The 22,307-nt window shown below is 68.7% G+C and carries 22 protein-coding genes and 1 pseudogene; 12 read left to right on the top strand and 11 right to left on the bottom strand.

All coding sequences use genetic code 11. The annotated features are described in order from the left end of the window. Positions 1-73 precede the first annotated feature (73 nt). Positions 74-976, top strand: a complete 903-nt coding sequence (locus H0X91_RS21465; RefSeq protein ID WP_196433322.1) for a LysR family transcriptional regulator — start codon at positions 74-76, stop codon at positions 974-976. Positions 977-1,099: 123 nt separating this feature from the next. Beyond that, complete coding sequence (locus tag H0X91_RS21460) at positions 1,100-2,089, top strand: zinc-dependent alcohol dehydrogenase family protein (protein WP_196433321.1); 990 nt, start codon at positions 1,100-1,102, stop codon at positions 2,087-2,089. 45 nt (positions 2,090-2,134) lie between these two features. Here H0X91_RS21460 and H0X91_RS21455 read toward each other — a convergent pair whose 3' ends face one another. Continuing rightward, positions 2,135-3,028: an SDR family oxidoreductase gene (locus tag H0X91_RS21455; protein WP_196433320.1), complete on the bottom strand. Its 894-nt coding sequence runs from the start codon at positions 3,026-3,028 to the stop codon at positions 2,135-2,137. A 95-nt stretch (positions 3,029-3,123) separates the two neighbouring features. Here H0X91_RS21455 and H0X91_RS21450 point away from each other — a divergent pair, with 95 nt between their 5' ends. After that, positions 3,124-3,981 carry a helix-turn-helix transcriptional regulator gene (locus H0X91_RS21450; RefSeq protein ID WP_006485907.1) on the top strand — a complete coding sequence of 286 codons (858 nt, stop codon included), beginning with the start codon at positions 3,124-3,126 and terminating at the stop codon, positions 3,979-3,981. A gap of 167 nt (positions 3,982-4,148) precedes the next feature. Here H0X91_RS21450 and H0X91_RS21445 read toward each other — a convergent pair whose 3' ends face one another. Further along, positions 4,149-4,532, bottom strand: a complete 384-nt coding sequence (locus H0X91_RS21445; protein ID WP_011548356.1) for a hypothetical protein — start codon at positions 4,530-4,532, stop codon at positions 4,149-4,151. A gap of 18 nt (positions 4,533-4,550) precedes the next feature. Between H0X91_RS21445 and H0X91_RS35005 the strand changes: the two genes are divergently transcribed. Beyond that, complete coding sequence (locus H0X91_RS35005) at positions 4,551-5,414, top strand: GNAT family N-acetyltransferase (RefSeq protein WP_230877989.1); 864 nt, start codon at positions 4,551-4,553, stop codon at positions 5,412-5,414. Between the two features lie 160 nt (positions 5,415-5,574). After that, positions 5,575-6,522: a GlxA family transcriptional regulator gene (locus tag H0X91_RS21435; protein ID WP_077020883.1), complete on the top strand. Its 948-nt coding sequence runs from the start codon at positions 5,575-5,577 to the stop codon at positions 6,520-6,522. A gap of 100 nt (positions 6,523-6,622) precedes the next feature. Here H0X91_RS21435 and H0X91_RS21430 read toward each other — a convergent pair whose 3' ends face one another. The 4 genes from H0X91_RS21430 to H0X91_RS21415 all read right to left on the bottom strand — a co-directional run bounded on the left by H0X91_RS21430 (position 6,623) and on the right by H0X91_RS21415 (position 10,123). After that, positions 6,623-7,096 (bottom strand): YybH family protein, encoded by a 474-nt coding sequence (locus H0X91_RS21430; RefSeq protein ID WP_059722453.1) that lies wholly within the window; start codon positions 7,094-7,096, stop codon positions 6,623-6,625. 68 nt (positions 7,097-7,164) lie between these two features. After that, positions 7,165-8,019, bottom strand: a complete 855-nt coding sequence (locus H0X91_RS21425; protein WP_006485911.1) for a DJ-1/PfpI family protein — start codon at positions 8,017-8,019, stop codon at positions 7,165-7,167. 152 nt (positions 8,020-8,171) lie between these two features. Beyond that, positions 8,172-8,918, bottom strand: coding sequence for an SDR family oxidoreductase (locus H0X91_RS21420; protein ID WP_059722449.1), 747 nt, complete (start codon positions 8,916-8,918; stop codon positions 8,172-8,174). 299 nt (positions 8,919-9,217) lie between these two features. Further along, on the bottom strand, positions 9,218-10,123 hold the full coding sequence (locus tag H0X91_RS21415; RefSeq protein WP_034202722.1) for an IclR family transcriptional regulator: 906 nt from the start codon (positions 10,121-10,123) through the stop codon (positions 9,218-9,220). Positions 10,124-10,416: 293 nt separating this feature from the next. Here H0X91_RS21415 and H0X91_RS21410 point away from each other — a divergent pair, with 293 nt between their 5' ends. From H0X91_RS21410 to H0X91_RS21385, 6 genes are read left to right on the top strand one after another with little or no spacing between them, the layout of a single operon-like run. After that, a complete protein-coding gene (locus H0X91_RS21410; RefSeq protein WP_006485925.1) occupies positions 10,417-11,499 on the top strand; it encodes an ABC transporter ATP-binding protein in 1,083 nt (360 codons plus the stop codon). Next, positions 11,500-12,492 carry an ABC transporter permease gene (locus H0X91_RS21405; RefSeq protein WP_058902769.1) on the top strand — a complete coding sequence of 331 codons (993 nt, stop codon included), beginning with the start codon at positions 11,500-11,502 and terminating at the stop codon, positions 12,490-12,492. Beyond that, positions 12,489-13,283 (top strand): ABC transporter permease, encoded by a 795-nt coding sequence (locus tag H0X91_RS21400; RefSeq protein WP_048988333.1) that lies wholly within the window; start codon positions 12,489-12,491, stop codon positions 13,281-13,283. Before H0X91_RS21405 ends, H0X91_RS21400 begins: the two co-directional genes overlap by 4 nt. After that, the gene (locus tag H0X91_RS21395) at positions 13,283-13,630 is read left to right on the top strand and encodes a (2Fe-2S)-binding protein (RefSeq protein WP_012493144.1); all 348 of its coding nucleotides are present in this window, start codon (positions 13,283-13,285) and stop codon (positions 13,628-13,630) included. Before H0X91_RS21400 ends, H0X91_RS21395 begins: the two co-directional genes overlap by 1 nt. Next, positions 13,627-15,069 carry an FAD/NAD(P)-dependent oxidoreductase gene (locus H0X91_RS21390; RefSeq protein ID WP_034202723.1) on the top strand — a complete coding sequence of 481 codons (1,443 nt, stop codon included), beginning with the start codon at positions 13,627-13,629 and terminating at the stop codon, positions 15,067-15,069. The genes H0X91_RS21395 and H0X91_RS21390 overlap by 4 nt, the downstream gene beginning before the upstream one ends. After that, positions 15,062-16,213, top strand: a complete 1,152-nt coding sequence (locus tag H0X91_RS21385) for an NAD(P)/FAD-dependent oxidoreductase (RefSeq protein ID WP_196433319.1) — start codon at positions 15,062-15,064, stop codon at positions 16,211-16,213. Before H0X91_RS21390 ends, H0X91_RS21385 begins: the two co-directional genes overlap by 8 nt. A 13-nt stretch (positions 16,214-16,226) precedes the next feature. On the opposite strand, the pseudogene H0X91_RS35000 reads toward H0X91_RS21385, so the two are convergent. Further along, a pseudogene (locus H0X91_RS35000) lies at positions 16,227-16,555 on the bottom strand (zinc ribbon domain-containing protein); the annotation flags it as partial. 263 nt (positions 16,556-16,818) lie between these two features. Between H0X91_RS35000 and H0X91_RS21380 the strand changes: the two are divergent. Further along, positions 16,819-17,865 (top strand): ABC transporter substrate-binding protein, encoded by a 1,047-nt coding sequence (locus H0X91_RS21380; protein ID WP_124674664.1) that lies wholly within the window; start codon positions 16,819-16,821, stop codon positions 17,863-17,865. A 22-nt stretch (positions 17,866-17,887) separates the two neighbouring features. Here the strand turns inward: H0X91_RS21380 and H0X91_RS21375 are convergent, their stop codons facing one another. The 4 genes from H0X91_RS21375 to H0X91_RS21360 form a co-directional block, all read right to left on the bottom strand. Beyond that, positions 17,888-19,210 (bottom strand): serine hydrolase domain-containing protein, encoded by a 1,323-nt coding sequence (locus tag H0X91_RS21375; protein ID WP_196433318.1) that lies wholly within the window; start codon positions 19,208-19,210, stop codon positions 17,888-17,890. 47 nt (positions 19,211-19,257) lie between these two features. Beyond that, a complete protein-coding gene (locus tag H0X91_RS21370) occupies positions 19,258-19,671 on the bottom strand; it encodes a BON domain-containing protein (protein WP_230877987.1) in 414 nt (137 codons plus the stop codon). Positions 19,672-19,710: 39 nt separating this feature from the next. Further along, entirely contained in the window at positions 19,711-20,769 is a 1,059-nt protein-coding gene (locus H0X91_RS21365; RefSeq protein WP_058902765.1) for a porin, read from the bottom strand. A 108-nt stretch (positions 20,770-20,877) separates the two neighbouring features. After that, the gene (locus H0X91_RS21360; RefSeq protein WP_058902764.1) at positions 20,878-22,176 is read right to left on the bottom strand and encodes an MFS transporter; all 1,299 of its coding nucleotides are present in this window, start codon (positions 22,174-22,176) and stop codon (positions 20,878-20,880) included. Positions 22,177-22,307 lie beyond the last annotated feature (131 nt).

Raw genomic sequence — 22,307 nt, 5'->3', positions numbered from 1 at the left:
GCAGGCGGGCGGCCGCGCACCGGGCGCCGGCGGTGTGCGAAGATGGCCGCTCGCCACGCCATCCGGGAACGCCATGGACCGTCTGCAAACGATGCAGATCTACGTACAGATCGTCGAACGCGGCAACTTCACGCAGGCCGCCGACGCGCTGCAGTTGCATCGGCCGGCCGTCACCAAAGCCGTGCAGCAGCTCGAACAGGAGCTCGGCGTGCGGCTGCTGAACCGCAGCACGCGCCGCGTCAGCGTGACGGCCGAAGGCGAGGCATTCCATGCGCGCTGCGTGCAGTTGCTCGGCAGCATCGACGATGCGTTCGCGTCGTTCCCGAAGCAACGCACGGTGCCGAAGGGCCGGCTGCGGATCGACGTCGCCCTCGCGCTCGCGAAGACGGTCGTGATTCCGGCGCTGCCCGACTTCCAGCAGCGCTATCCGCAGATCGAGCTCGTGCTCGGCGCGAGCGACCAGCCGGCCGACCTGATCGGCGAAGGCATCGACTGCGTGGTGCGGGTCGGGACGCTGAAGGACTCGAGCATGGTCGCGCGCACCGTCGGCGCGGTGCCGATGGCCACGTGCGCGTCGCCGGCCTATATCGCGCGTCACGGCTTGCCGCGTACGCTCGACGATCTGCGGATGCATCGCGCGATCAACTTCTTCACCGGCCGCAACCGCCGCGTGCTCGAATGGACGTTCCGCCCGCACGGCGACACCGTCGCGGTGAAGCTCGCGAGCAGCCTGCTCACCGACAACTCGGAAGCATTGCTGTCGTGCGGGCTCGCCGGTCTCGGCATCGTGCACGCGTTGCGGCCCGCGCTGCAGCCGAGCATCGACTCGGGCCAGCTGGTCGAGCTGCTGCCCGGCGTGCCGGCCGTGCCGAAGCCGGTGTCGGTGCTGTACCCGAACCGCGCGCATCTGCCCGACAAGGTGCGCGCGTTCATCGACTGGCTGACCGAGCTGTTCGCGCGACGTTATCCGGCGTAGCACGGATTCGCGTCGATTGTTATTCGTCAAATAACAATCAATGATCCGGCCGCGCGTTTATCTGGTGCGGGCGCCCGCCTACGATGCGGCTTCATCGACACCCGTTCATCGAAGGAGCGCTCCATGACCCGCATCGTCCGTTTCCACCGCATCGGCGGCCCCGACGTCCTGCAGATCGACACCGTCGACGTGCCCGCGCCGGGCCCCGACGACATCCAGCTGCGCGTGAAGGCGATCGGCGTCAATCGCGCGGAAGTCATGTTCCGCCGCGGCGAATACACGTTCATGCCGCGCTTTCCGGCATCGCTCGGCTACGAGGCGTCGGGTATCGTCGCGGCGGTCGGCCGCAACGTGACGGCATTCGCGGAAGGCGACGCGGTGAGCGTCGTGCCGGCGTTCTCGTTCGCCGACTACGGGATGTACGGCGAGGTGGTCAACGTGCCCGCGCATGCGGTCGTCAAGCATCCGGACAGCCTGTCGTTCGAGGAGGCGGCCGCGACATGGATGATGTTCGTGACGGCCTACGGCGCGCTGATCGAACTCGGCGGGCTCGAGCGCGGCGACGCGGTGCTGATCGGCGCCGCGTCGAGCAGCGTCGGGCAGGCCGCGATCCAGGTCGCGAACCAGGTCGGCGCGGTGCCGATCGCGCTGACGCGCGGCGAAGCGAAGCGCCAGGCGCTGCTCGACGCCGGCGCGAAGCACGTGATCGTCGGCAGCCCCGCCGACCTGCCGCGGCAAGTGGCGGAACTCACGGGCGGCATCGGCGCGCGCCTCGCGTTCGATCCGGTCGGCGGCCCCGACGCGGCGAACCTGCTGCGCGCGCTGGCCACCCACGGCACGTTCTTCCAGTACGGCGCGCTCGATACGCGCGACATCCCGGTGCCGGTGATGGACCTGCTCGCGCGCCACCTTACGCTGCGCGGCTACGAGCTGTTCGAGATCACCGGCGATGCGCGGCGGCTCGAACGCGCGAAGCGCTTCATCGTCGACGGGCTCGCGGCCGGCACGCTGAAGCCGCGGATCGATCGCACGTTCGCGTTCGACGACATCGTGGACGCGCACCGCTACATGGAAGCCGGTGCGCAGGTCGGGAAGATCGTCGTCACGGTGTGAGCGGCTGTCCGAGCCGCACCCATGGCGAGCGGCGCGCGCCGCTCGTCAGCTTTCGAAATACCGCGGCCGGTCGATATCGGCCAGCAACTTCGGCTGCGTCGGCGCCCAGCCGAGCGATGCCCGCGTGCGCTCGCTGGTTGCGGGCGCATCCATCCCCGCAAATCTCGCGAACCAGCCGAAGTGCTCGCCGGCTTCCGCCGCCGACTTCGCGACGACCGGCACGTTCAGCCGCCGCCCGATCACCTCGGCGATCGCGCGGAACGGCACGCCCGTATCGTCGACCGCGTGATAGCGCGCGCCGGCTGCGCCGCGCTCGATCGCGAGCCGATACACGCGCGCCGCGTCGAGCCGGTGCACGGCCGGCCAGCGGTTCGCGCCGTCGCCGACGTACGCCGACACGCCCTTCTCCCTCGCGAACGCAATCAGGTGCGGCACGAACGCGTGATCGCCGTCGCCGTGCACGGACGGCGGCAGCCGGACGACCGACGCGTGCACGCCGCGCGCTTCGAGCGCGACCGCCGTCGCTTCGGACGCACGCGGATAATTTTCCGACACCGGCACGTGCGGATCGTCCTCCGTCGCCGCGCGGCCGGGCGCGACGAGCGCAAGGCCCGACGTGACGATCAGCGGCCGCGCCGAACCGACGAGCGCCGCACCGATCGTCTCGATCGCGCGGCGGTCGAGTTCGCAGTTCTGCGCAAAACGCGAGAAGTCGTGATTGAATCCCGTGTGGATCACCGCATCGGCGGCTTCGGCGCCGCGCGTGAGGCTGTCGAGATCCTCGAGCGACCCGCGATGGACGTCGGCGCCGGCCGCGGCAACCGACGCCGCGGCCGCGTCGGAGCGCGCGAGCCCCAGCACCGAGTGGCCGGCGGCCACGAGTTCGGCCACGACGGCCGAGCCGACGAAGCCCGACGCTCCCGTAACAAAGACACGCATGTTCAGCACCTCCGGATGAAATGGAGGCTTACTATCTGTCGAGCGCCGCTCGCGGTGAAGTCGTGACGGTTTACTGGTAAACGAACTAACAGGATATGGCTGACGCCCCCGACAACCTGCTCGGCGCATACCTGCGGGACCGCCGCGAAAAACTCGACCCGGCCGCGCTCGGGCTGCCGGCCACGCGCCGCCGCACGCCGGGCCTGCGGCGCGAGGAAGTCGCGCAGCGCGCGCACGTGAGCGTCGCGTGGTACACGTGGCTCGAACAGGGGCGCGGCGGCGCGCCGTCGGCCGACGTGCTCGACCGGCTCGCCCGCGCGCTGATGCTCAACGAGGCCGAACGCGAGCACCTGTTCCTGATCGGCCTCGGCCACCCGCCCGAGGTACGCTATCACGCGCCGGCCGGCGTGACGCCGCGCCTGCAGCACGTGCTCGATTCGCTCGACGCGAGCCCCGCGATCATCCGCACCGCGACGTGGGACGTCGCCGCGTGGAACGACGCGGCGGCCGCGACGCTCACCGACTATGCGACGCTCCCGCCGGCCGCGCGCAACATCCTGCGGCTGATCTTCGTCGACGCGGGCGTGCGCCATGCCCAGTCGGACTGGGAGCGCGTCGCGCGGTTCGCGGTTGGCGGGTTTCGTGCGGACGTCGCGCGCAGCGGCGCGACGCAGGCCGTGCAGGCGTTCGTCGACGAGATGCGCGCGACCAGCGCCGAATTCGACGCGATGTGGCGCGACCACGATATCCGTACGCACGAAGAAGCCACGAAGGAGATCCGCCATCCGCGAGCCGGCCGGATCGCGCTCGAACATTCGACGTTCTCGGTTACCGGCCGCCCGGACCTGAGCCTCGTGATCTTCACGCCGGCGACGCCGGCCGACCGCGCGCGGATCAGGGAACTCGTCGCGGCGCGCGAACGGGCCCGCGCAACGCAGGCGCCGGCCGCGTGACCTCACTCGCTTTCCCGGGAGCCTGATTCAGGACGACACGTATCGGCGGATCACGAGGCAGACCTCGTCGTTCGATATCCACCACTGACGAACGCGCGCGAAAAACGTAAAGGGGCGTCGCGCACGAATGCGCGACGCCCCTTTGTTCGTTCACGGAAAAGCGCCGGCTACGCGGCGCGCTGCAGCAGGTCCGTGGCGAACGACTTCGCGTGCGCGACGGCTTCCTGCGCGTCGCCGAATACGCCTAACTGATCCCAGTGCTCCTCGGCCGCGTAGGTGCCTTTCACGGCGAGCGCCCGCTGGACGCTCAACTGCGCCGCGTATCGGCCGTCGTCCAGCGGCCTGGCCGTCGCGACCACCTTGTGCGGCGGGCTCGCCCGCTCGGGCTGAACCAGCTCGACAGGGCCGCTGAGCGTGCCGATGTTCATCAACTCGTTTCTGGTGTTGCAGTCCGGGCAGTAGAAGCACCAGCCGGCGCCCTCCTGATGGTGCCTGACCTGCCCGCGAGCCAGCACGGCACGACATTCAACGTTTTCGCAGATGAACGGCATCGCAGTCTCCGGAGTTGTTTGACGGAAATCCTAGCATGTCCGACGGCGGTCAACCATCGGCATCCGCATGATTGCCGTGCTGGCAGTTTCGGCTGGTTACGGAGGCCCGGTCAGGCAAGCGTCGGCGCCTTTCGCTGCGCTGCAAAATCGGCGCTTTTTCCCGCATCGGGAAGCCGCCTGCACGACCGCGCGCAACATCGCTGCCCGACCGGAAGCGATGTTGCGCGGCCTGCCGATGTCGACGTGAACGAGGCCGCCGTGCGTCCGAGTGCGGCGGTCGCCGGTGGGCAGGCGACGAAGCGGCTGCTCGACATCACCCGGGATAAACTGTCGGCCCGATACCGAACCGAGAGAAGCGCCATGTTGATCCGCGTTGCGACCCTGGCCGATGCCATACCGCTTGCCGAACTGAAACGCGATACGTTTCGCGAAACCTTTCTGCAGGACGGCTTCGGCATCGACTATCCGCCGAACGATCTGGCCGAGTACGAGGCCCGCACCTACTCGGTTGCCGCGATCACCGAACAGCTCGGCGACCCGCAGTGCCGGACGTGGGTCGCGGAAGGCGACGACGGCACGCTGGTCGGGTATGCGCACGCGGGGCCGTGCAAGCTTCCGCACCCGGAAGTGGCGGACGGTTCAGGCGAGATCCATCAGATCTATCTGCGCCGCGGCACGCAGGGAACCGGCGCCGGACGCGCGTTGTTCGACGCCGCGCTCGAGTATCTCGCCGCGACGCGCCCCGGCCCGGTATGGCTGGGCGTGTGGTCCGGCAATGCGAAGGCCATCGCGTTCTACGAGAAGGCCGGCTTCAAGCGGGTCGGCACGTACGATTTCAAGGTCGGCGCATCGACCGATCTCGAGTTCATCTACCGTCGCTGAGCATCGCTTTCCGTCGGCATCGCATCAGCACGGCGCAAACGAATACAGTTGATCGACGGCGGCGTAAACAACGGTTTTCCCTCGTTTCGAGTCAAACGACACAATTCGAGGGTTCCCGGTAGAATTCGCCATTCCGGGGTTCTCGATCAATGGCTTCGTGATGCATCGCATTGGATTTTTCGTTTGCCGTGGCTACGACGCGCTCGATCTTGGCGGCCCGCTGTCGGCCTTCAATCAGGTGGCCACGGCCGCCGGCCATACGCCCTACGCGCTTCACGTCATCTCGCCAACCGGCGGCCCGATTCCCGGCAATACCGGCCTTTCGATCGACACGAAGCCGATCGGAAGACGCGCGTTCGACACCGTCGTGTTCGTCGGCGGCGATATCGCGCCGATGCAGACCTCGGACAATATCGCCGCGGCCAAAAAACTGGCCGCCAAGGCGTCGCGGGTGGCAAGCGTGTGCACGGGCGCGTTCCTGCTTGCCGAAACCGGCTCGCTGGACGGTTTGAGAGCCGCGACGCACTGGCGATACGCGGCGCAATTGCAGTCGCGTTTCCCTCGCACGCGGGTCGACGGCGACAGCATCTATGTCGTCGATGGCCGCGTCTGGACGTCGGCGGGTATTGCCTCCGGCATCGACCTGGCGCTCGGCATGATCGAACGGGACATCAGCGCGGAGATCGCGCGCGAGGTCTCGCGGCTGCTGGTCGTTCCGTATCGGCGGCCCGGCGGGCAGTCGCAATTCTCCGCGATGTCGCAGATGGAGCCGGAATCGGATCGCATCCGCATTGCGCTGAATTTCGCCCGCGAACATCTGGCCGAAGCGTTGCCGGTCGAACGGCTCGCCGATGCCGCCAGCCTGAGCGTGCGACAGTTCGGCCGCGCGTTTCGCCGGGAAACCGGTGAAACGCCGGCGCGGGCCGTCGAGCGTTTGCGCGTCGAAGCCGCAAGGCTGCGCCTGCAGGGCGGCAGCGAACCGATCGAACAGATTGCGCTGGCGGTGGGATTCACCGATCCCGAACGGATGCGCCGAGCGTTCATCAAGCTGCACGGGCATCCGCCGCAAGCGATTCGACGCGAGAGCAGAACGAACGCAGCGCGCTGATCGAGCGCTGCCGATCAGCGCGCTGCGTGGCCCGCTTCCCGCTAACCGGCGATGGGCGCGTGGGCACGTCGCGCGTCCTTTCGCCGGACGTCGACGATCGTCAATCCTTGACCGGCGGGTAAGCGTTCCACATGTCGCGATGCAGCTTCCACACGCCGCCCTGCTTCAGAAAGACGAGCGTCTGCTTGGCGCGGACCTTCAGCTTTCCATCACCGTCGCGAACCTCCGCATCCGACACCTCCGTCACGACCCGCTCATTGCCGTAGAACTCGTAATGGCTGAACGATACAGTGCCGGGTTTCGATCCGGCATACCCGTTGGTGAAGTACTCGGTGATCGCGCGGCGGCCCGTGACTTTATCGCCTCCCGGCGGCAAGAGCGCGCCGTCGTCGGTATAGAGGCGGCCGATCGCGTCGTAATCCCCTCGCGCAAAGGCATCCGCCCATCGCGCGTTTTCGGCCTTGATGGCCGCCGCGGGCGGGCGTTGCGAACCTGCGGCGAGCGCCGGCGTCGCGAGTGCGAAAAAGGACACGCAGGCTGCAAACGCAGCCGTACACGGATGGATCTGTCGCATCGAGTGATTTCCGAATAGGGTTTGAATTGAAGAGGCAGGCAACCCTGCACGGGTCGCCGGCAAACGTGTCAGCGAACGCCGGGGATGCGTGCGAGGCCCTTCGATGCGCCCGGCAGCTTCTTGTCGACCATCGCGACGAGTTCGGGCCGTGCATCGCTCGGATGACCGGAGTGGAACGGCGGAGCGGGATCGTATTCGATCACGAGTTGCGTGTATTCGGCGGCCGGCTGGCCGCGCAGCTTCGCCGCCACGCGCAGCGCGAAGTCGATGCCCGCCGTCACGCCGCCACCGCTCATGAAGCGGCCGTTGTCGTCTTCGACGAAGCGGTCGGGAACGGGAATCGCGCCGTATTCGGCCAGCTTGTTGACGAACGCCCAATGGCACGCGCTGCGCTTGCCCTCGAGCACGCCCGTCGCGGCGAGCACGAGCGAGCCGTTGCACACCGACGTCACGTGTTTCGCCCTTTCCGCCAGACGCCGGATCTGCGCCTGATACGCCGGACGCATCGGCGCCGACAAATCGGACCCGCCGGGCACGAGGATCACGTCGGTCTTGTCGATATCGGCCAATCGCTCGGTCTTCCCGTACACGACGCCGAATTCGAGCGTCACGTTGCCGCCATCGAGGCTCGCGTAGCGAACGTTCGTATTCGGCAGCCGGTGAAAGATTTCGCTGGGGCCCGCGAAGTCGAGCAGCGTGCCGCCGTCGTAATTGACGATCAGGATGTCGAGCGGCTCGTTCGGCGCAAGCAGCCCTGCGCTGCCTGTCGGTGTCGGCGCAGGCGCGGCGTGCCCGAGCAACGCGCTGCCGCCCAGCACGGCGCCGAGGGTAGCGGCGCTGCCGAACTTCAGGACATCGCGGCGGGAACGGCCTGCCCGTGTGAGTGGCCCGGTGGGCGCATGGTTGTCGCTACTGTCGGTCAAGATGATTGCTCCTTGCACTTCGGCCCATGGGCGAGCGCAACCCCGCCGGGCCGGATGAAATAACCGCCACGGCGAACCGCGCGGCGGACGTGAAATCGGGAGGGGAACGCGCCGGGACGACCTACCGGGCTCGGGAAACGTGACGCACGGGCTTAAAGCTGCGACGCGCCGCCATCGACGACCAGCTCGGTGCCGACGACGAACGACGATTCGTCGCTGGCGAGATAGAGCGCGGCGTAGGCGATGTCGTCCGCGTTGCCCATGCGGCCCACCGGAATCGCTTCGGCGAATTCGGCCTTGCGGGCGCGCACCCATTCGGCGGGCTTGCCCCATTTCGAGAGCAGCGGTGTGTCGATCGCGCCGGGCGCGATCGCGTTGAAGCGGATCTTCCGGTCGAGAAATTCGCACGACCAGCTGCGAGCCAGCGATCGCACGGCGGCCTTCGCTGCGGCGGTCAACGAGATGCCATGCTTGCCGGTCTGCGCGACGAACGAGGTATTGAGGATCACCGACGAACCTTCGCGCAAGTACGGCAGCGCCGCCTGAAGCGTGAACACCACGCCCTTGACGTTGACGTCCATGATGTCGTTGTAGAGCGTGTCGTCGATGTCGTCGACGGCGGACGGGAACGCCCAGCCCGCGTTGGCGAACACGACATCGAGGCCGCCGAACGTGTCGTTGATCTCGGCTGCAATCGCGCGCATGTCGTCGAGCGACCGTACGTCGCCCTTGAGCACGATCGCATGCTCGCCAAGCTCCGCCTTCACCCGCTCGAATACGGCCTCGTCGCGCCCCGTCACCGCGACGCGCGCGCCTTCTGAAATGAACAGCTTCGCGGTGGCCAGACCAATGCCGCTGGTGCCGCCCGTGATCAATGCCGATTTGCTCTTGAGTCGCATCTTCCGTTCCTTTTCATGTCGAGATTGATCAGGCCGGATATGCGACGCGTCATTGCGTTTGTGTGCGGACTCCGGCTTGCTCGCTCATGTGAAGTATGGAACGGGACGTAAATGGCTCAAAGGTCGTATAACCCTCGAAAAACGCCATTCGATTCGAACGGTATCGCGCGCTCGCGGCGCCACACGCGCAAGCCCGCAAGAAAAACGAAAGCGCGCGAGTCCGCCGGACCCTGCGCGCCTTGATCGGACGTGCATGGCTTGCGCAAGCAAGCCGATGAAACGGCAACGCGCGACGCTCGCTAGACGGTTTTCCCCGATAGCCCGTGCATCGGCCGCCGCAACGCGGCGTCGAACGGATTGGTGCGCGGGCCGATCGCGTCGGCCTGGCGTCGCAGCAGTTCGACGACCATCGGCATCCGGTCGTCGCCGAGCCGCGACGCGAGCGTGCCGACGCTCAGCGCGCCGACCGGATAACCGGTGCGGTCGAGGATCGGCACCGCGACGCCGGCCATCCCGTCGAGCACGCCGCTATTGCGGCCCGCGTAGCCGAGTTGCCGCACGCGTTCGATCTCGGTGCGCAGATACACCTCGTCGAGCACGCCGTAGCCGCGAATGCGCGGCACGTTGAAGCGGATCACCTCCTCGCGTTCGGCTTCGGGCAGGAACGCGAGGATCGCGAGGCTGCCCTGTCCCACACCGAGCGCGATGCGCCCGCCGATGTCGCCGGTAAACGAGCGGATCGGAAACGGCCCTTCGCACAGGTCGAGACACACGGCGTCGAAGCCGCTCTTCACGAGCAGGAAGATCGTCTCGCCGAGGCTCGCGCACAGCCGCAGCAACGCCGGACGGCACAGCGTGCGCATGCTGCTCGGGTTGCCGGCCTGCGCGGCGAGCGCGAAGAAGTCGACGCTCAGCCGGTACAGCTTCGACTGCTCGTCCTGTTCGACCATCCCTTCGGCGATCAGCGATTGCAGGATCCGGTGCGCGGTGCCCTGCGTGAGGCCGACGGCCTTCGCAAGATGCGTGACGCGCACGCCGTCCTGCTGCATGCCGGCCAGCGCGCGCAGGATCGCGAACGCACGCTGCAGCATGCCGGTACCGGGCGCGCCGGCCGACTCGACCGCATCTGCCGCGTCGACGACGCCCTCGTCCGGGCGCGGCGTGCGCGCGGCCGGCGACGTTCCGGGCGAATGGGGTTCCTGCATGCCGGCTCTCCTCGACGATTTCATTGAACGGAATAGGGTAGCCGCCATTGTCGTCCGGTCGAAATTCCGCTGACATCCGGGTGTGCACGGGATTGACGCGTGCGTTTCGCGGCTCGGGCGCCCTTCATCCATCGGAACGATTCGCCTGCGATCGGCCGGTTCGTTCCGTTCAACGGAATTTTTTCGAAATTCATCCCGTTCAGCAGAATTCGAAATTGACGCGCCGAAATATGGCTGGCTAGAGTCCGCGTCATCGGCGCACCGGCCACGCGGTGTGCGAACCGGAGCTCTCCATGTCGTTTCTCACGCTTACGGATCTGACGAAAACCTTCGGCGCGCTCACCGCCGTCGCGGACGTCAACCTGTCGGTCGAACAGGGCGAATTCGTGTCGCTGCTCGGGCCGTCCGGTTGCGGCAAGACCACCACGCTGCAGATGATCGCCGGCTTCGTCGACGTCACGCGCGGCCGCATCGCGCTCGACGGGCAGGACATCACGCACCTGAAGCCGAACCGCCGCGGGCTCGGCATCGTGTTCCAGAGCTATGCGCTGTTTCCGCACATGAGCGTCGCGGAGAACGTCGGCTTCGGCCTCGACATGCGCGGCGTCGACAAGGCCGAGCGCGCGGAGCGCATCCGCGCGGCGCTGGCGCTCGTACGGCTCGACGCGCTTGCGCACCGCTTTCCGCGCGAATTGTCGGGCGGCCAGCGGCAGCGCGTGGCGATCGCGCGCGCGGTCGTGATCGAGCCGCCCGTGCTGCTGCTCGACGAACCGATGTCGAACCTCGACGCGAAGCTGCGCGAGGAGATGCAGTTCGAGCTGCGCGCGATCCAGCGCAAGATCGGCACGACGACGATCATGGTCACGCACGATCAGTCCGAAGCGCTGTCGATCAGCGACCGCGTGGTCGTGATGGAAGCCGGCCGCATCACGCAGACCGATACGCCGTACCGTGCGTACGAGCGCCCGGAAAACCGCTTCGTGTCGCAGTTCATCGGCAAGGCAAACCTGTTGCCCGGCACGATCGTCGCGCACGACGGCGACGCGATCCGCATCGACCTCGGGCACGATCTCGCCGAGACGGGCCGCACCGCGCACCTGCCGCCGCGCGAGCGCGACATGCGCGTCGGCGACGCGGTGTCGGTCTGCATCCGTCCGGAGAAGCTGCGGCTGTGCGCGCCCGACGCCGGCCGCTTCGCCGCGACCGTCACGAGCCGGTTCTTCCTCGGCAGCCAGTGGCTGTACCGCGTCGACAGCGCGCTCGGCGAAGTGCTCGTGTGCTGCCAGAACGAAGGCGCGGAACCGCTCGCGGAAGGCGCGCCGGTCGGCATCGACTGGCACAGCGACGCGGTGCGCGTGATGCGCCGGGAGGCCTGAATGCGACCGCCTTCCCGCCCGCTCTCGACCGACGTCGCACCGGCCGGACTCGCGCGATCGGGTGCGCATGACGCGGTGCCGACACGCACCGCCGCGCACGCGACGCAGCCGGCCCGCACGACACGCGCGAGCTGGCGCGCCCATGCGCCGCTGTGGCTGATGTGCGCGCCCGCATTCGCACTCTTCGCCGCGCTCGTGCTCGTGCCGCTCGCGATGACCTTCGTGTTGACGTTCTACCGCTTCGACCCGGCCACCGGTCCGATCGCCGCGTTCCAGTTCGGCAACTACGCGGAAGTGCTCGGCTCGTCGTATTTCCACACGATCTTCGCGCGCACGTTCGGGATCGCCGCGCTGACCACCGCGATCTGCGTCGCGATCGGCACGCCGGAAGCGTACGTGCTGTCGAAAATGCGCGACCCGTGGCGCTCGCTGTTCCTGCTCGCGATCCTCGCGCCGCTGCTGGTGTCGGTGGTCGTGCGCGCATTCGGCTGGAGCATGCTGCTGAACACCGGCGGGCTCGTGAACCAGGCGCTCGGGCTCGTGGGTCTCGGGCCGTACAAGCTCGAATACACGACCTTCGCGATCGTGATCGCACTGGTGCACGTGATGCTGCCGTTCATGGTGATTCCCGTGTGGACCGCGCTGCAGCGGCTCGATCCGCAGACCGAACACGCGGCGCTGTCGCTCGGCGCGTCGCCGTTCACGACGCTGCGCCGCATCGTCGTGCCGCAACTGATGCCGGGCGTGCTGTCGGGCAGCCTGATGGTGTTCGGGCTGTCGGCGAGCGCGTTCGCGATTCCGGGCCTGCTCGGCGGACGACGGCTGAAGGTCGCGGCCACGGCCGTCTACGACGAGTTCCTCGGCTCGCTGAACTGGCCGCTCGGCGCGACGATCGCGGTGCTGCTGCTCGCCGCGAACCTCGTCGTGATGCTCACTTACTACCGCGTGCTCGAACGCCGCTACGCGCGCAGCCTCGGAGGCGCATCGCGATGAGAAAGAACGGTCCCTTCGCCCTCGCCTTCCACACGCTCGTGATCCTGTTCGTGCTCGCGCCGCTCGTGATCGTCGTGCTCGTCGCGTTCACGCCCGACGAAACGCTGACGCTGCCGACCCGCGGCGTGTCGCTGCGCTGGTTCCGCGCGATCCTCGACTATCCGGACTTCGTGACCGCGTTCTTCAACAGCGTGAAGCTCGCGTTCGCGTCGGCCACGCTGTCGCTCGCGATCGGGCTGCCGGCCGGCCTCGCGATCGGCCGCGCGACGTTTCCGGGCCGCGCGTTCCTGAACGGGCTGCTGCTGTCGCCGCTCGTGATTCCCGGCCTCGTGCTCGGCATCGCGCTGCTGCGCTTCTTCGCGCTGATCGGCGCGACCGGCTCGTTCGCGTGGCTCGTGCTCGCGCACATGATCGTCATCACGCCGTTCGTGATGCGCCTCGTGCTCGCGTCGGTCGCCGGCCTCGACCGCAGCATCGAGCAGGCCGCGTGCTCGCTCGGCGCGGACCCGTGGACGATCTTCCGCCGCATCACGCTGCCGATGATCGTGCCCGGCATCACGGGCGGCTGGCTGCTCGCGTTCATCAACAGCTTCGACGAGCTGACGATGTCGATCTTCGTCACGTCGCCGCAGACGGTCACGCTGCCCGTGCGCATGTACATGTACGCGACCGAATCGATCGACCCGATGATGGCGTCCGTGTCGGCGCTCGTCATCTTCATCACCGCCGGCGCGATGCTGCTGCTCGATCGCGTGTACGGCCTGAACCGCATCCTGATCGGCCAACATTGATGACGACTCCCGTTTCCCGTTCCACTCACGTCGCGGACGACGGCGCGCAGTTCGTGCGCGTCGCCGAACGCGAACGCGCCCCCGTCGCGTTCGTGCTCGACGGCCGGCCCGCGCAGGCGCTCGCCGGCGACACCGTGCTCACCGCGATCCTGGTCGCGCAGCGTCGCGTGCGCGTCAGCGAATTCAGCGGCCAGCCGCGCGCGGGTTTCTGCCTGATCGGCGCCTGCCAGGACTGCTGGGTGCGCACCGAAGCCGGCGCACGCGTGCGCGCATGCTCGACGCCGATCGCCGACGGCATGCGGATTCTTACGGCCGCCCGGCCGGCCGCGACCGGAGACGCATCGTGAGCGCCGTACTGCAACCGGTGATCGTCGGCGCGGGGCCGGCCGGCGTGCGCGCGGCCGAGGCGCTGGTCGACGCGGGGCTGCACCCGGTCGTGATCGACGAGAACGCGCGCTGGGGCGGGCAGATCTACCGCCAACCGCCGGCCGACGCCGCATTCGTGCGCGGCAAGCGCACGCTGTACGGTTTCGAGGCTGCGAAGGCCGACGCCGTGCACCAGACGATGGCCGCGCTGCTGCCGCAGGTCGACTACCGGCCGAACACGCTCGCGTGGTCATGCGGCGCGGGCCGCGTCGACACGCTGCAGGACGGCCGCGAGGTGACGGTGCCGTACTCGCACCTGATCGTCGCGAGCGGCGCGACCGACCGCATGCTGCCCGTGCCGGGCTGGACGCTCGCGGGCGTCTATACGCTCGGCGGCGCCCAGGTCGCGCTGAAGGCGCAGGGCTGCGCGATCGGCCGGCGCATCGTGCTCGCGGGCACGGGGCCGCTGCTTTACCTCGTCGCCTACCAGTATGCGAAGGCCGGCGCGAACGTCGCGGCCGTGCTCGACACGAGCCCCCTGCGCCGCCAGGCCGCTGCCGCGCCCGCGTTGCTGCGCATGCCATCGATCTTCGCGAAGGGGCTCTACATCATCGGCTGGCTGCGCGCGCATGGCGTCGCGATCGAAACGGGCGTCACGCTCGAGCGCGTGCTCGGCGACCGGCATGTGACGGGGCTCGCATGGCGCGCCGCCGGCGACGATGGGCAAACCGCGTCGCCACGCGTACTCGATTGCGACGCGCTCGGCCTCGGCTTCGGCCTGCGTTCCGAGACGCAGCTCGCCGATCTCGCCGGCTGCCGCTTCGAATTCGACCCGCTCAATCGCGCCTGGCTGCCCGAGCGCGACGCGGCCGGACGCACGTCGGTGCGCGGCCTCTACGTGGCGGGCGACGGCGCGGGCATCGCGGGCGCCGACGCGGCCGAGGCATCGGGCCGGCGCGCGGCGCTCGCGTTGCTCGACGACGCCGGCATCGCGTCGCGCTCGCCGTCCGCCAAACCCGGCGCGGCCGCGCTCGAACGCACGCTCGCCCGCATTGGCGCATTCCGCGCCGGCCTCGAAACGGCGTTCGCGCCGCCGGCCGAACAGGCTGCCCATTGCGCCGACGACACGATCGTGTGCCGCTGCGAGGAGATCGACGCGGGCACGCTGCGCCGCTGCGTGCGCGACGGCGCGGCGACCGAATTGAACCGGCTGAAGGCGCTGACGCGCGTCGGCATGGGCCGCTGCCAGGGCCGCATGTGCGGCGATGCGGCCGCGCTCGTGCTCGCCGCCGAAACCGGCCGCCCGCTCGCCGACGTCGGACGGTTGCGTGCGCAACCGCCGGTGAAACCGTTCCCGATCTCGGCCGCGCTCGCGGGCGACGAGGTCGCGGCGATTCCCGACGAGGCACGCGATGAGTGAGATCCGGCATTACGACGTCGCGATCGTCGGCGGCGGCCTCGTCGGCGCGTCGGCCGCGCTCGCGCTGACACGCCGCGGGCTGCGCGTCGGGCTGTTCGAACGGCGCGACTGCGGCGCGCAGGCGAGCGGCGTGAACTACGGCGGCGTACGCTGCCAAGGCCGCCCGGCCGAGCAACTGCCGCTCGCGCTGCGCGCGCGGCATATCTGGGATCGGCTGCCCGAGCTGATCGGCATCGACGGCGAATTCGTCGTGTCCGGCCACTTGCGGCTCGCGCGCAGCCATGACGATCTCGACGCACTCGACGCGTATGCGGCGCTCGCCGGCGCACACGGCTTGCCGCTGCAGGTGATGCGTGGCGATGCGTTCCGCCGCCGCTACCCGTGGCTCGGCCGCGCGGCGCTCGGCGGCTCGCTGTGCGAGACCGATGGCCATGCCAACCCGCGCCTCGTGTCGCCCGCGTTCGCGCGCGCGGCCCGCGCGGCGGGCGCGGACGTCTTCGAGCACACGCCCGTCGACGCGGTCCATCACGATGGCACGCGCTTTCACTTGCAGGCGGGCGGCCGCGCGCACACCGCGACGTGGCTGGTCAATTCGGCCGGCGCGTGGGCGAACACGATCGCGGAACGCTTTGGCGAAGCGGTACCGATGGAGCCGATCTACCCGAACATGTGGGTGACCGAACCGTTGCCGCCATTCATCACGCACAACCTCGGCGTGTACGGCGGCGGCGTGTACGCGCGCCAGGTCGCGCGCGGCAACTGCGTGATCGGCGGCGGGCGCGGCCGCGGCGACGGCGAATTCGGCCAGCCGTCGGTCGATACGACGCGCGCGGTGATGCGCGACGCGTGCGCGCTGCTGCCCGCGTTGCGCGACGCGCTGCTGATCCGCACGTGGAGCGGCGTCGAAGGCTGCACGCCCGACCACAACCCGATCATCGGCATGAGCCGCACGACGCCGAATCTGCTGCACGCGTTCGGCTTTTCCGGGGGCGGCTTCCTGCTCGCGCCGGGCGTCGGCGACGTGCTCGCCGATCTCGTCACGACCGGCGAAACCGCCACGCCACTCGATGCATTCTCGATCGGCCGCTTTTTCCGCCAAGCCGCGCCGACCGCCCCTTTCCGTCAAGAGGAGCCCCACAATTGACGTCCCCCGGCGCCTAAAGGCGAAGGAATCCCACATCCGGCGATGCACGTCCGCATCGGAGAATGATCAGCGCAGCATTGGTATCACGATAATGTGCGACACCACATCTACAGCAAGCTCACTCTCTTATTCGCAGTCCTGCGATACCTTTCGGCCGCGTCGTGCTGTCTTTCGATTCGCACGCCGGGCAAGACTGGGTGGAACCGCTTTCTTCGACTTTCTTGAACGTGGCTCCGTGCGTAATCGGCTTGTAGCAGAGCGTGTCCCGGCAAGACGACCAGAACGCGTCGCAGACGCTTTTCGTCATCTGGTGTTGGCGAGTTTCGTAGCCGACACCAGGCCATTCAAGTCGAAATCCGTCGATCACCTCTTGTTCCACTCGAGCGCATGCTTTCGCGTGTCGCTGCAGAGGTTCCAGACGTAGTGCACTACGCGGCTCGTTCAGCAAACCGTCGAGCGACTTCACCCGGTAGCTGTAGACAAGAACCATACCGGTGACCTTAACCCGTGGAAGAAGCTGCCTGTCAGCGGCAATCCTTTCACTCCTCGCCCCCCAAAGGAAGTCTCCTTGGGAGAAAGGCCGGGGTTTACAGGAGTAAATTTTGATGAAACTGCTCGGAACGATCGCGGCGGCCGCCGCCCTCGGCATCGCAGGCGCCGGCGCGCCCGCGCTAGCGCAAACGAAGACGATCTACGTCGGCATGAACGGCGGCCCGATGGAAAAGGCCTATACGAGCCAGGTGCTGCCCGACTTCGAGAAAGCGAACAACGTCAAGGTGGTGATCGTGCCCGGCACGTCGTCGGACGTGCTCGCGAAGCTGCTCGCGAACCGGAACAAGCCGCAGATCCACGTCGCGTTCCTCGACGACGGCGTGATGGCGCGCGCGGTAAGCCTCGGCGTATGCCAGAAACTCGACGATTCGCCGGTGCTGAAGGAGCTGTATCCGTTCGCGCGGATGAAGGACGACGTCGGCGCGGGCGTACAGCTCGGAATGACCGGCATCGCGTACAACAAGAAGCTGTTCGCCGAGAAAGGCTGGGCGCCGCCGACGTCGTGGATGGATTTCGCCGATCCGAAATACAAGGGCAAGGTCGTGTTCCAGTCGGCGTCGAGCAGCACGTTCGGGCTGCACGGCTTCCTCGCGATCAACCGGCTGCTCGGCGGCAACGAACAGAACGTCGAGCCCGGCTTCGGCAAGTGGGCGAGCACGGTCGGGCCGAACGTCGTCGAGTACATCCCGAACTCGGCGAAGATCTCCGAGATGGTGCAGACGGGCGAAGCCGGCCTGTTCCCGCTCACGCCGACCGGCGTCGGCGACCTGCAGGACAAGGGCATCCCCGTCGCATATGCGAACCCGAAGGAAGGCCCGGTGCTGCTGCTCGTCGACCTGTGCGTGGTCGCGAACAACCCCGATCCGCAACTGGCGCAGAAGCTCGCGCAATTCCTGCTGTCCGCGCCCGCGCAGACGAAGGCGGCCGAGGCCGGCAGGCAGATCCCGACCAACCGTCTCGCGAAGATGCCCGCCACGATGCAGCAGAGCCTCGGCAATGTCGACGACCTGGTGCGCAAGGTGACCGTGGTCGACTGGACCGCGATCAACGCGCGCCGCGCGCAGTGGGATACGCGCTGGAACCGGCAGATCGAGCGGTAGCCGCGCACGGGGCGCGGGAACGTTACCGCAGCCTCTCCGCCACCGCGCTCAGCGCATCGCCGCGCTCCAGCGCCGCGCGCGGCCGGGTCGCCTCGCGCTGCGCATCGAGTGCGCGCGGCGCGAAGTCCGGCGACGCCGAGAACTTCACGATCGTCAGCGCGGTTTTCGGATCGACGAGGATCGCCTGCCCGAAGCGCCCCGCCGCCGCGAACGAGCCATCACCGTCGTTCACCTGATACCAGTAGTCGCGATACGCGTAGCCGTCCTTGCCGGGCACCACGTTGCCCTTCGCGAACAGCGCCGCGTTGTGCGCCGGCTGCAATGCCGCGCGGATCGTCGCGGCCGGCAGCGTGCCGCGCGCGCCGGCGAGCCCGGTGCGCACGCGTTCCGCGAAGCGCGCGGCGTCGCGCAGCGTCGTGTACAGCCCGCCGCTTGCCATCGCCATCGCATTGCGGTCCACCGCGACGTACGCATCGTCTTCCGCGAAATCGCGCCACAGCCACCGCTCGACCAGCGCGCTCCACGACTGCCCCGTCGCGCGCTGCATCGCCCACGAGACGGCTTCCGGCGACCCGTTCTGGTAGAACCATGCGCTGCCCGGCGCGACGTCCGGCACGCGCCGCACGGTCAGCAGGAAATCGGCGATGCTCGCCGGCGCGCCTTCGCGGTGCGGCACGAGCCCGACCGCGCCGAACAGCCCGAGATCGGGCGGGATGCCCGGCGCATACGCGGTGGGCACTTCCATGTCGAGGTTCTGCTGCAGCGTCGCGCCGCCGAACGGCGTGTCGGCCAGCTCCGGCACCGTGCGCGACAGCGGCGCATTCGCATCGAGCACGCCGGATTCGATCATCTGCGCGGCGAGCAACCCCGTCACCGATTTCGTCATCGACGCCCATGCGTGCGGCTGGTCGGGCCGGAAGCCGTCGAAGTAGCGCTCGTAGACGACCCGGCCGCGCTGCAGCACGATGAAGCCGTCGGTGTGGGTCGCACGCAGGTACGCGTCGAGCGTCAGCGTCTCGCCGCCGATCGTCACGGGCAGCGCGTCGAGACCGGGCGCCGGCTGCTCGGGGAGCGGCATCGGCGCGGCCGCATGCCGGATGCCGGCCGTCGGCGCGAGCAGCCGCGTGTTGCTCAGCGCCCAGCGCAGCCGGGCCGGCGTGAACGCGTTCGCCTTGTCGACGATCCGGTCGGCCGGCGGCGGGAAGCCCTGCATCATGCCGGTCGGCGCCACGCCGTCGGTTGCGGCGGCGACCGTCGCCGCGAGCGCGAGCCCGCCGGCCAGCGCGAAGGTGCAGGCCAGCCGGCGGCCTCGCCGGGTCGGGGTAAAGCGTCGATGAATTTGCATCGGATCATGCCTCCTGGTGGAAAAGGATCGCGGGATGCGCGCGGACATCACGGCTGCTGGCCGTCGATGCGCAACTGGTTCGATACCGACGTCACGCCGTCGACGCGCCGCGCGACCGCCGCGGCGAGATTCACCTGGGCCGTATCGGTGACCGAGCCCGCGAGCGTCACGCCGCCGTCGCGCACGCGCACGAGGATGCGCGTCGCGTTCAGGTTTTTCGTGCGGGCGAGCGCGGTGCTGACGCGGCGCTTCAGCTTGCGGTCGGCCGCCTTGCGCTGCGCGGGCGGCACGCCGGCCGACGCCGGTGCTGGTGCTGGCGCTTGCGCTTGCGCGGATTCCTGTGCGATCGCAGTCGATGACGACGGAACCGCCGCGCTCGCGGCGTCGGGCTGCGCATGGGCGGCGAGGGTCCAGCACGCTGCCGTCAGCAGCCCCGCGGCCATTCTGGATGAAGTACGCATGATCGGATCACGCTCCTGAAAATCGTTGAAGGGAAGACTTCAGAACTGCGTCATCAGCCCGATCGACACGCCGGTCGTCGCGCTCGCGCCGCGCCGCAGGTTCAGCGCCGCGATCGTCGCCGGATCGCGCATGTACGCGCCCGTCATCCCGTTGCGATCGACTTCGACATACAGCTCGGTGCGCTTCGACAGGAAATACTCGGCGATCGCGTAGGTCGTCAGCTTGTGGCCGTCCGCGCCCGACACGTTGCCGAGATTGCGCGCGCGATCGTAGAACGCGGCCGCGCTCAACTGCACCGACGGCAGCGGCTGAACGACGACGCCGAACGACGGGATATCGTCGCGTCGCGACGGCGCGCCGGCCTTGTTCGCGCGCACGTTCAGCGACGCATAGCTCAGGTAGAAGCGCGCGCGGCCGAGTTGCAGCGTGCCGCCCGCCTGGATCGTCTGCGCGGATTGCGAGCCGTCGGGGCTGTACGTCTTCGCGTACGACACGCCGCCCATCAGGTCCGAATACGTATACATCGCGGCCGTCGAATAGCTGGTGCCCGCATGCGAGCGGCCGGCGACGCCGCCCGGCGAATAGTTCGCGCCGAAGCGCAGCCCGCCCACCTGCCCGAGATACTTGATCGTGTTGTTGAAACGCGAATCGAGCGTGAAGAAGTTGCCGTCGAACAGCACGCCCGGCTCGACCGCGAGCGACTGCCCGCGCCCGCCGAGCGGATCGAGCGCGATGCCGAGATCCTCCGCGACGTTGAACTGGCGGCCGAGCGTCAGGCGGCCGAAATCGCCGGCGAGGCCGACATACGCCGCCTGCGAAAACAGCGTGCCCGACGTCTTGAGCGCGCCGTTGCCGCTGTTGAACGCGCCGTCGAGCACGAATAGCGCCTTGAGCCCGTTGCCGAGATCCTCCCGGCCGCGGATGCCGAACTCGTTTCCCGCGATGATGTTGTTGTTGAAGCCGACCTGGCTGCCGCCCGGCAGCCCGTTGACCCACCGCACGCCGCCGCCGATCCGGCCGAACAGCGTCACGCTCGACTGCGCGTGCGCGCTTGCACACAGCGCGCCGATCAGCGTCGCCGCGATCATCTTCTTCATGTCTCCTCCTGCCGCGTCGTTGCGCGGCGTATCGTGGTACTGCCTGCCGTCGAAAGGCGCGCCGACCGGCAAGCCGGCCGCACGCCGAAACCGATGCGATGCGCGGCGCTAGCGGCCGCACGCGCCGACCGGCGAAGCGGCGCGCGCCGCTTCGCCCGAGAGACGCCGCAGCGAGCGCTGCGGATCGAGGCACCAGGCGCCGAGCACGCCGCACGCGATCAGCACGACCCCGCACACGAGGCTGGCCTGTTCGAAGCCGTGTGCGACCGACGCGCCGGCGCCCTCGATCAGCATCCCGGTGACGACCGGCGCGCCCAGGCCCGCGAGCGACGCGAAACCGTTGCTGAGCGCAAGCACGCCGCCGCGCTGCGCGTCCGGCGTCACTTCGGCGAGCATCGCGGGGCCGATCGAGTACATGGTCAAGGTGAGACCGCTGCCGAGCGTCAGCAGCACGAGCTTGGCCGCGCGCGGGACGTCCGGCACCGGCAGCATCGCCAGCATCGCGCCGGCAACCGCCAGCGTGATCGCGATGAAGGTGCCGCGGCCGTGGCGCGACGGCATGCCGCGCGCGAGCAGGGTCTGTGACAGCCATGCGAGCGCGAGGCTGAGCGGCGACGTGACCGCGACGAACAGCGCGAACATGCGGCCGGCCTCGTGCGGCCCGAAGCCGAGCCCGAGTTGCAGGTAGGTCGGCATCCACGTGAGCGTCATCGCGAGAATCCAGTTCGCCGCGAAGTGGCCGAGGAAGTTGCCGAGCACCGTGCGGTCGGTCAGCAGCCGGCCGTACGGCACGCGGTCGCCGCCCGCCGCGCGCGGCGCCCGCGCCAGCGTGCCCTCCTCGCCGAGCACCGCCCACGCGATGCACCACACGGCCCCGAGCAGCGCGAGCACCGCGAAGTTCGCGCGCCAGCCCCAGTGCGTCGTGATGACTGGAATCGACAACCCCGCGATCAGCAGGCCGAGCGCGCTGCCCTGGTGCAGCAGCGCGACGGGCAGGTTGCGCCGCGTATCGGGAAACCACTTGTAGATCGCGTGCGTCGCAACCGGCGACGCGGGGCCTTCGCCGATGCCGAGCAGCACGCGGCACGCGATGACGACCCAGATCGAGCCGGCCACCAGCATCGGCAATTGCAGCAGCGCCCACGCGGCGGCCATCGCGAACAGCAGCCATTTCGCGGGCCAGCGGTTCGCGGCGATGCCGCCCGCGACCGCCGCGACCGCGAACAGCCAGTTGAGGCTGCCGCCGATCACGCCGAACTGCGTCGGGCTCAGATGCAGGTCGCGCATCATCGGCACCGACACGAGGCCGAGCACGACCTTGTCGAGAAAATTCACCAGCATCATCAGCGCGAGCATCGTCGCGATGGACCACGCCCGTCCGGGGCGGTACTGCGCACCATTCGTCATGGCTGTCTCCTTATATCTTCGATTTGCTTCAAACTTCAGTGGTGGCGCGCCGTTTGGCGCGCTGCTTTGCCGGTTGGCGGCTACGGCACAGCTTGTGTCTCCTGCGAGCCGTTAAGCTCGAATCACAGCTC

Source organism: Burkholderia sp. 9777_1386 (assembly GCF_015712265.1).
Classification (GTDB): Bacteria; Pseudomonadota; Gammaproteobacteria; order Burkholderiales; family Burkholderiaceae; genus Burkholderia; species Burkholderia cenocepacia.
This window is presented reverse-complemented; position numbering and strand designations above follow the sequence as displayed.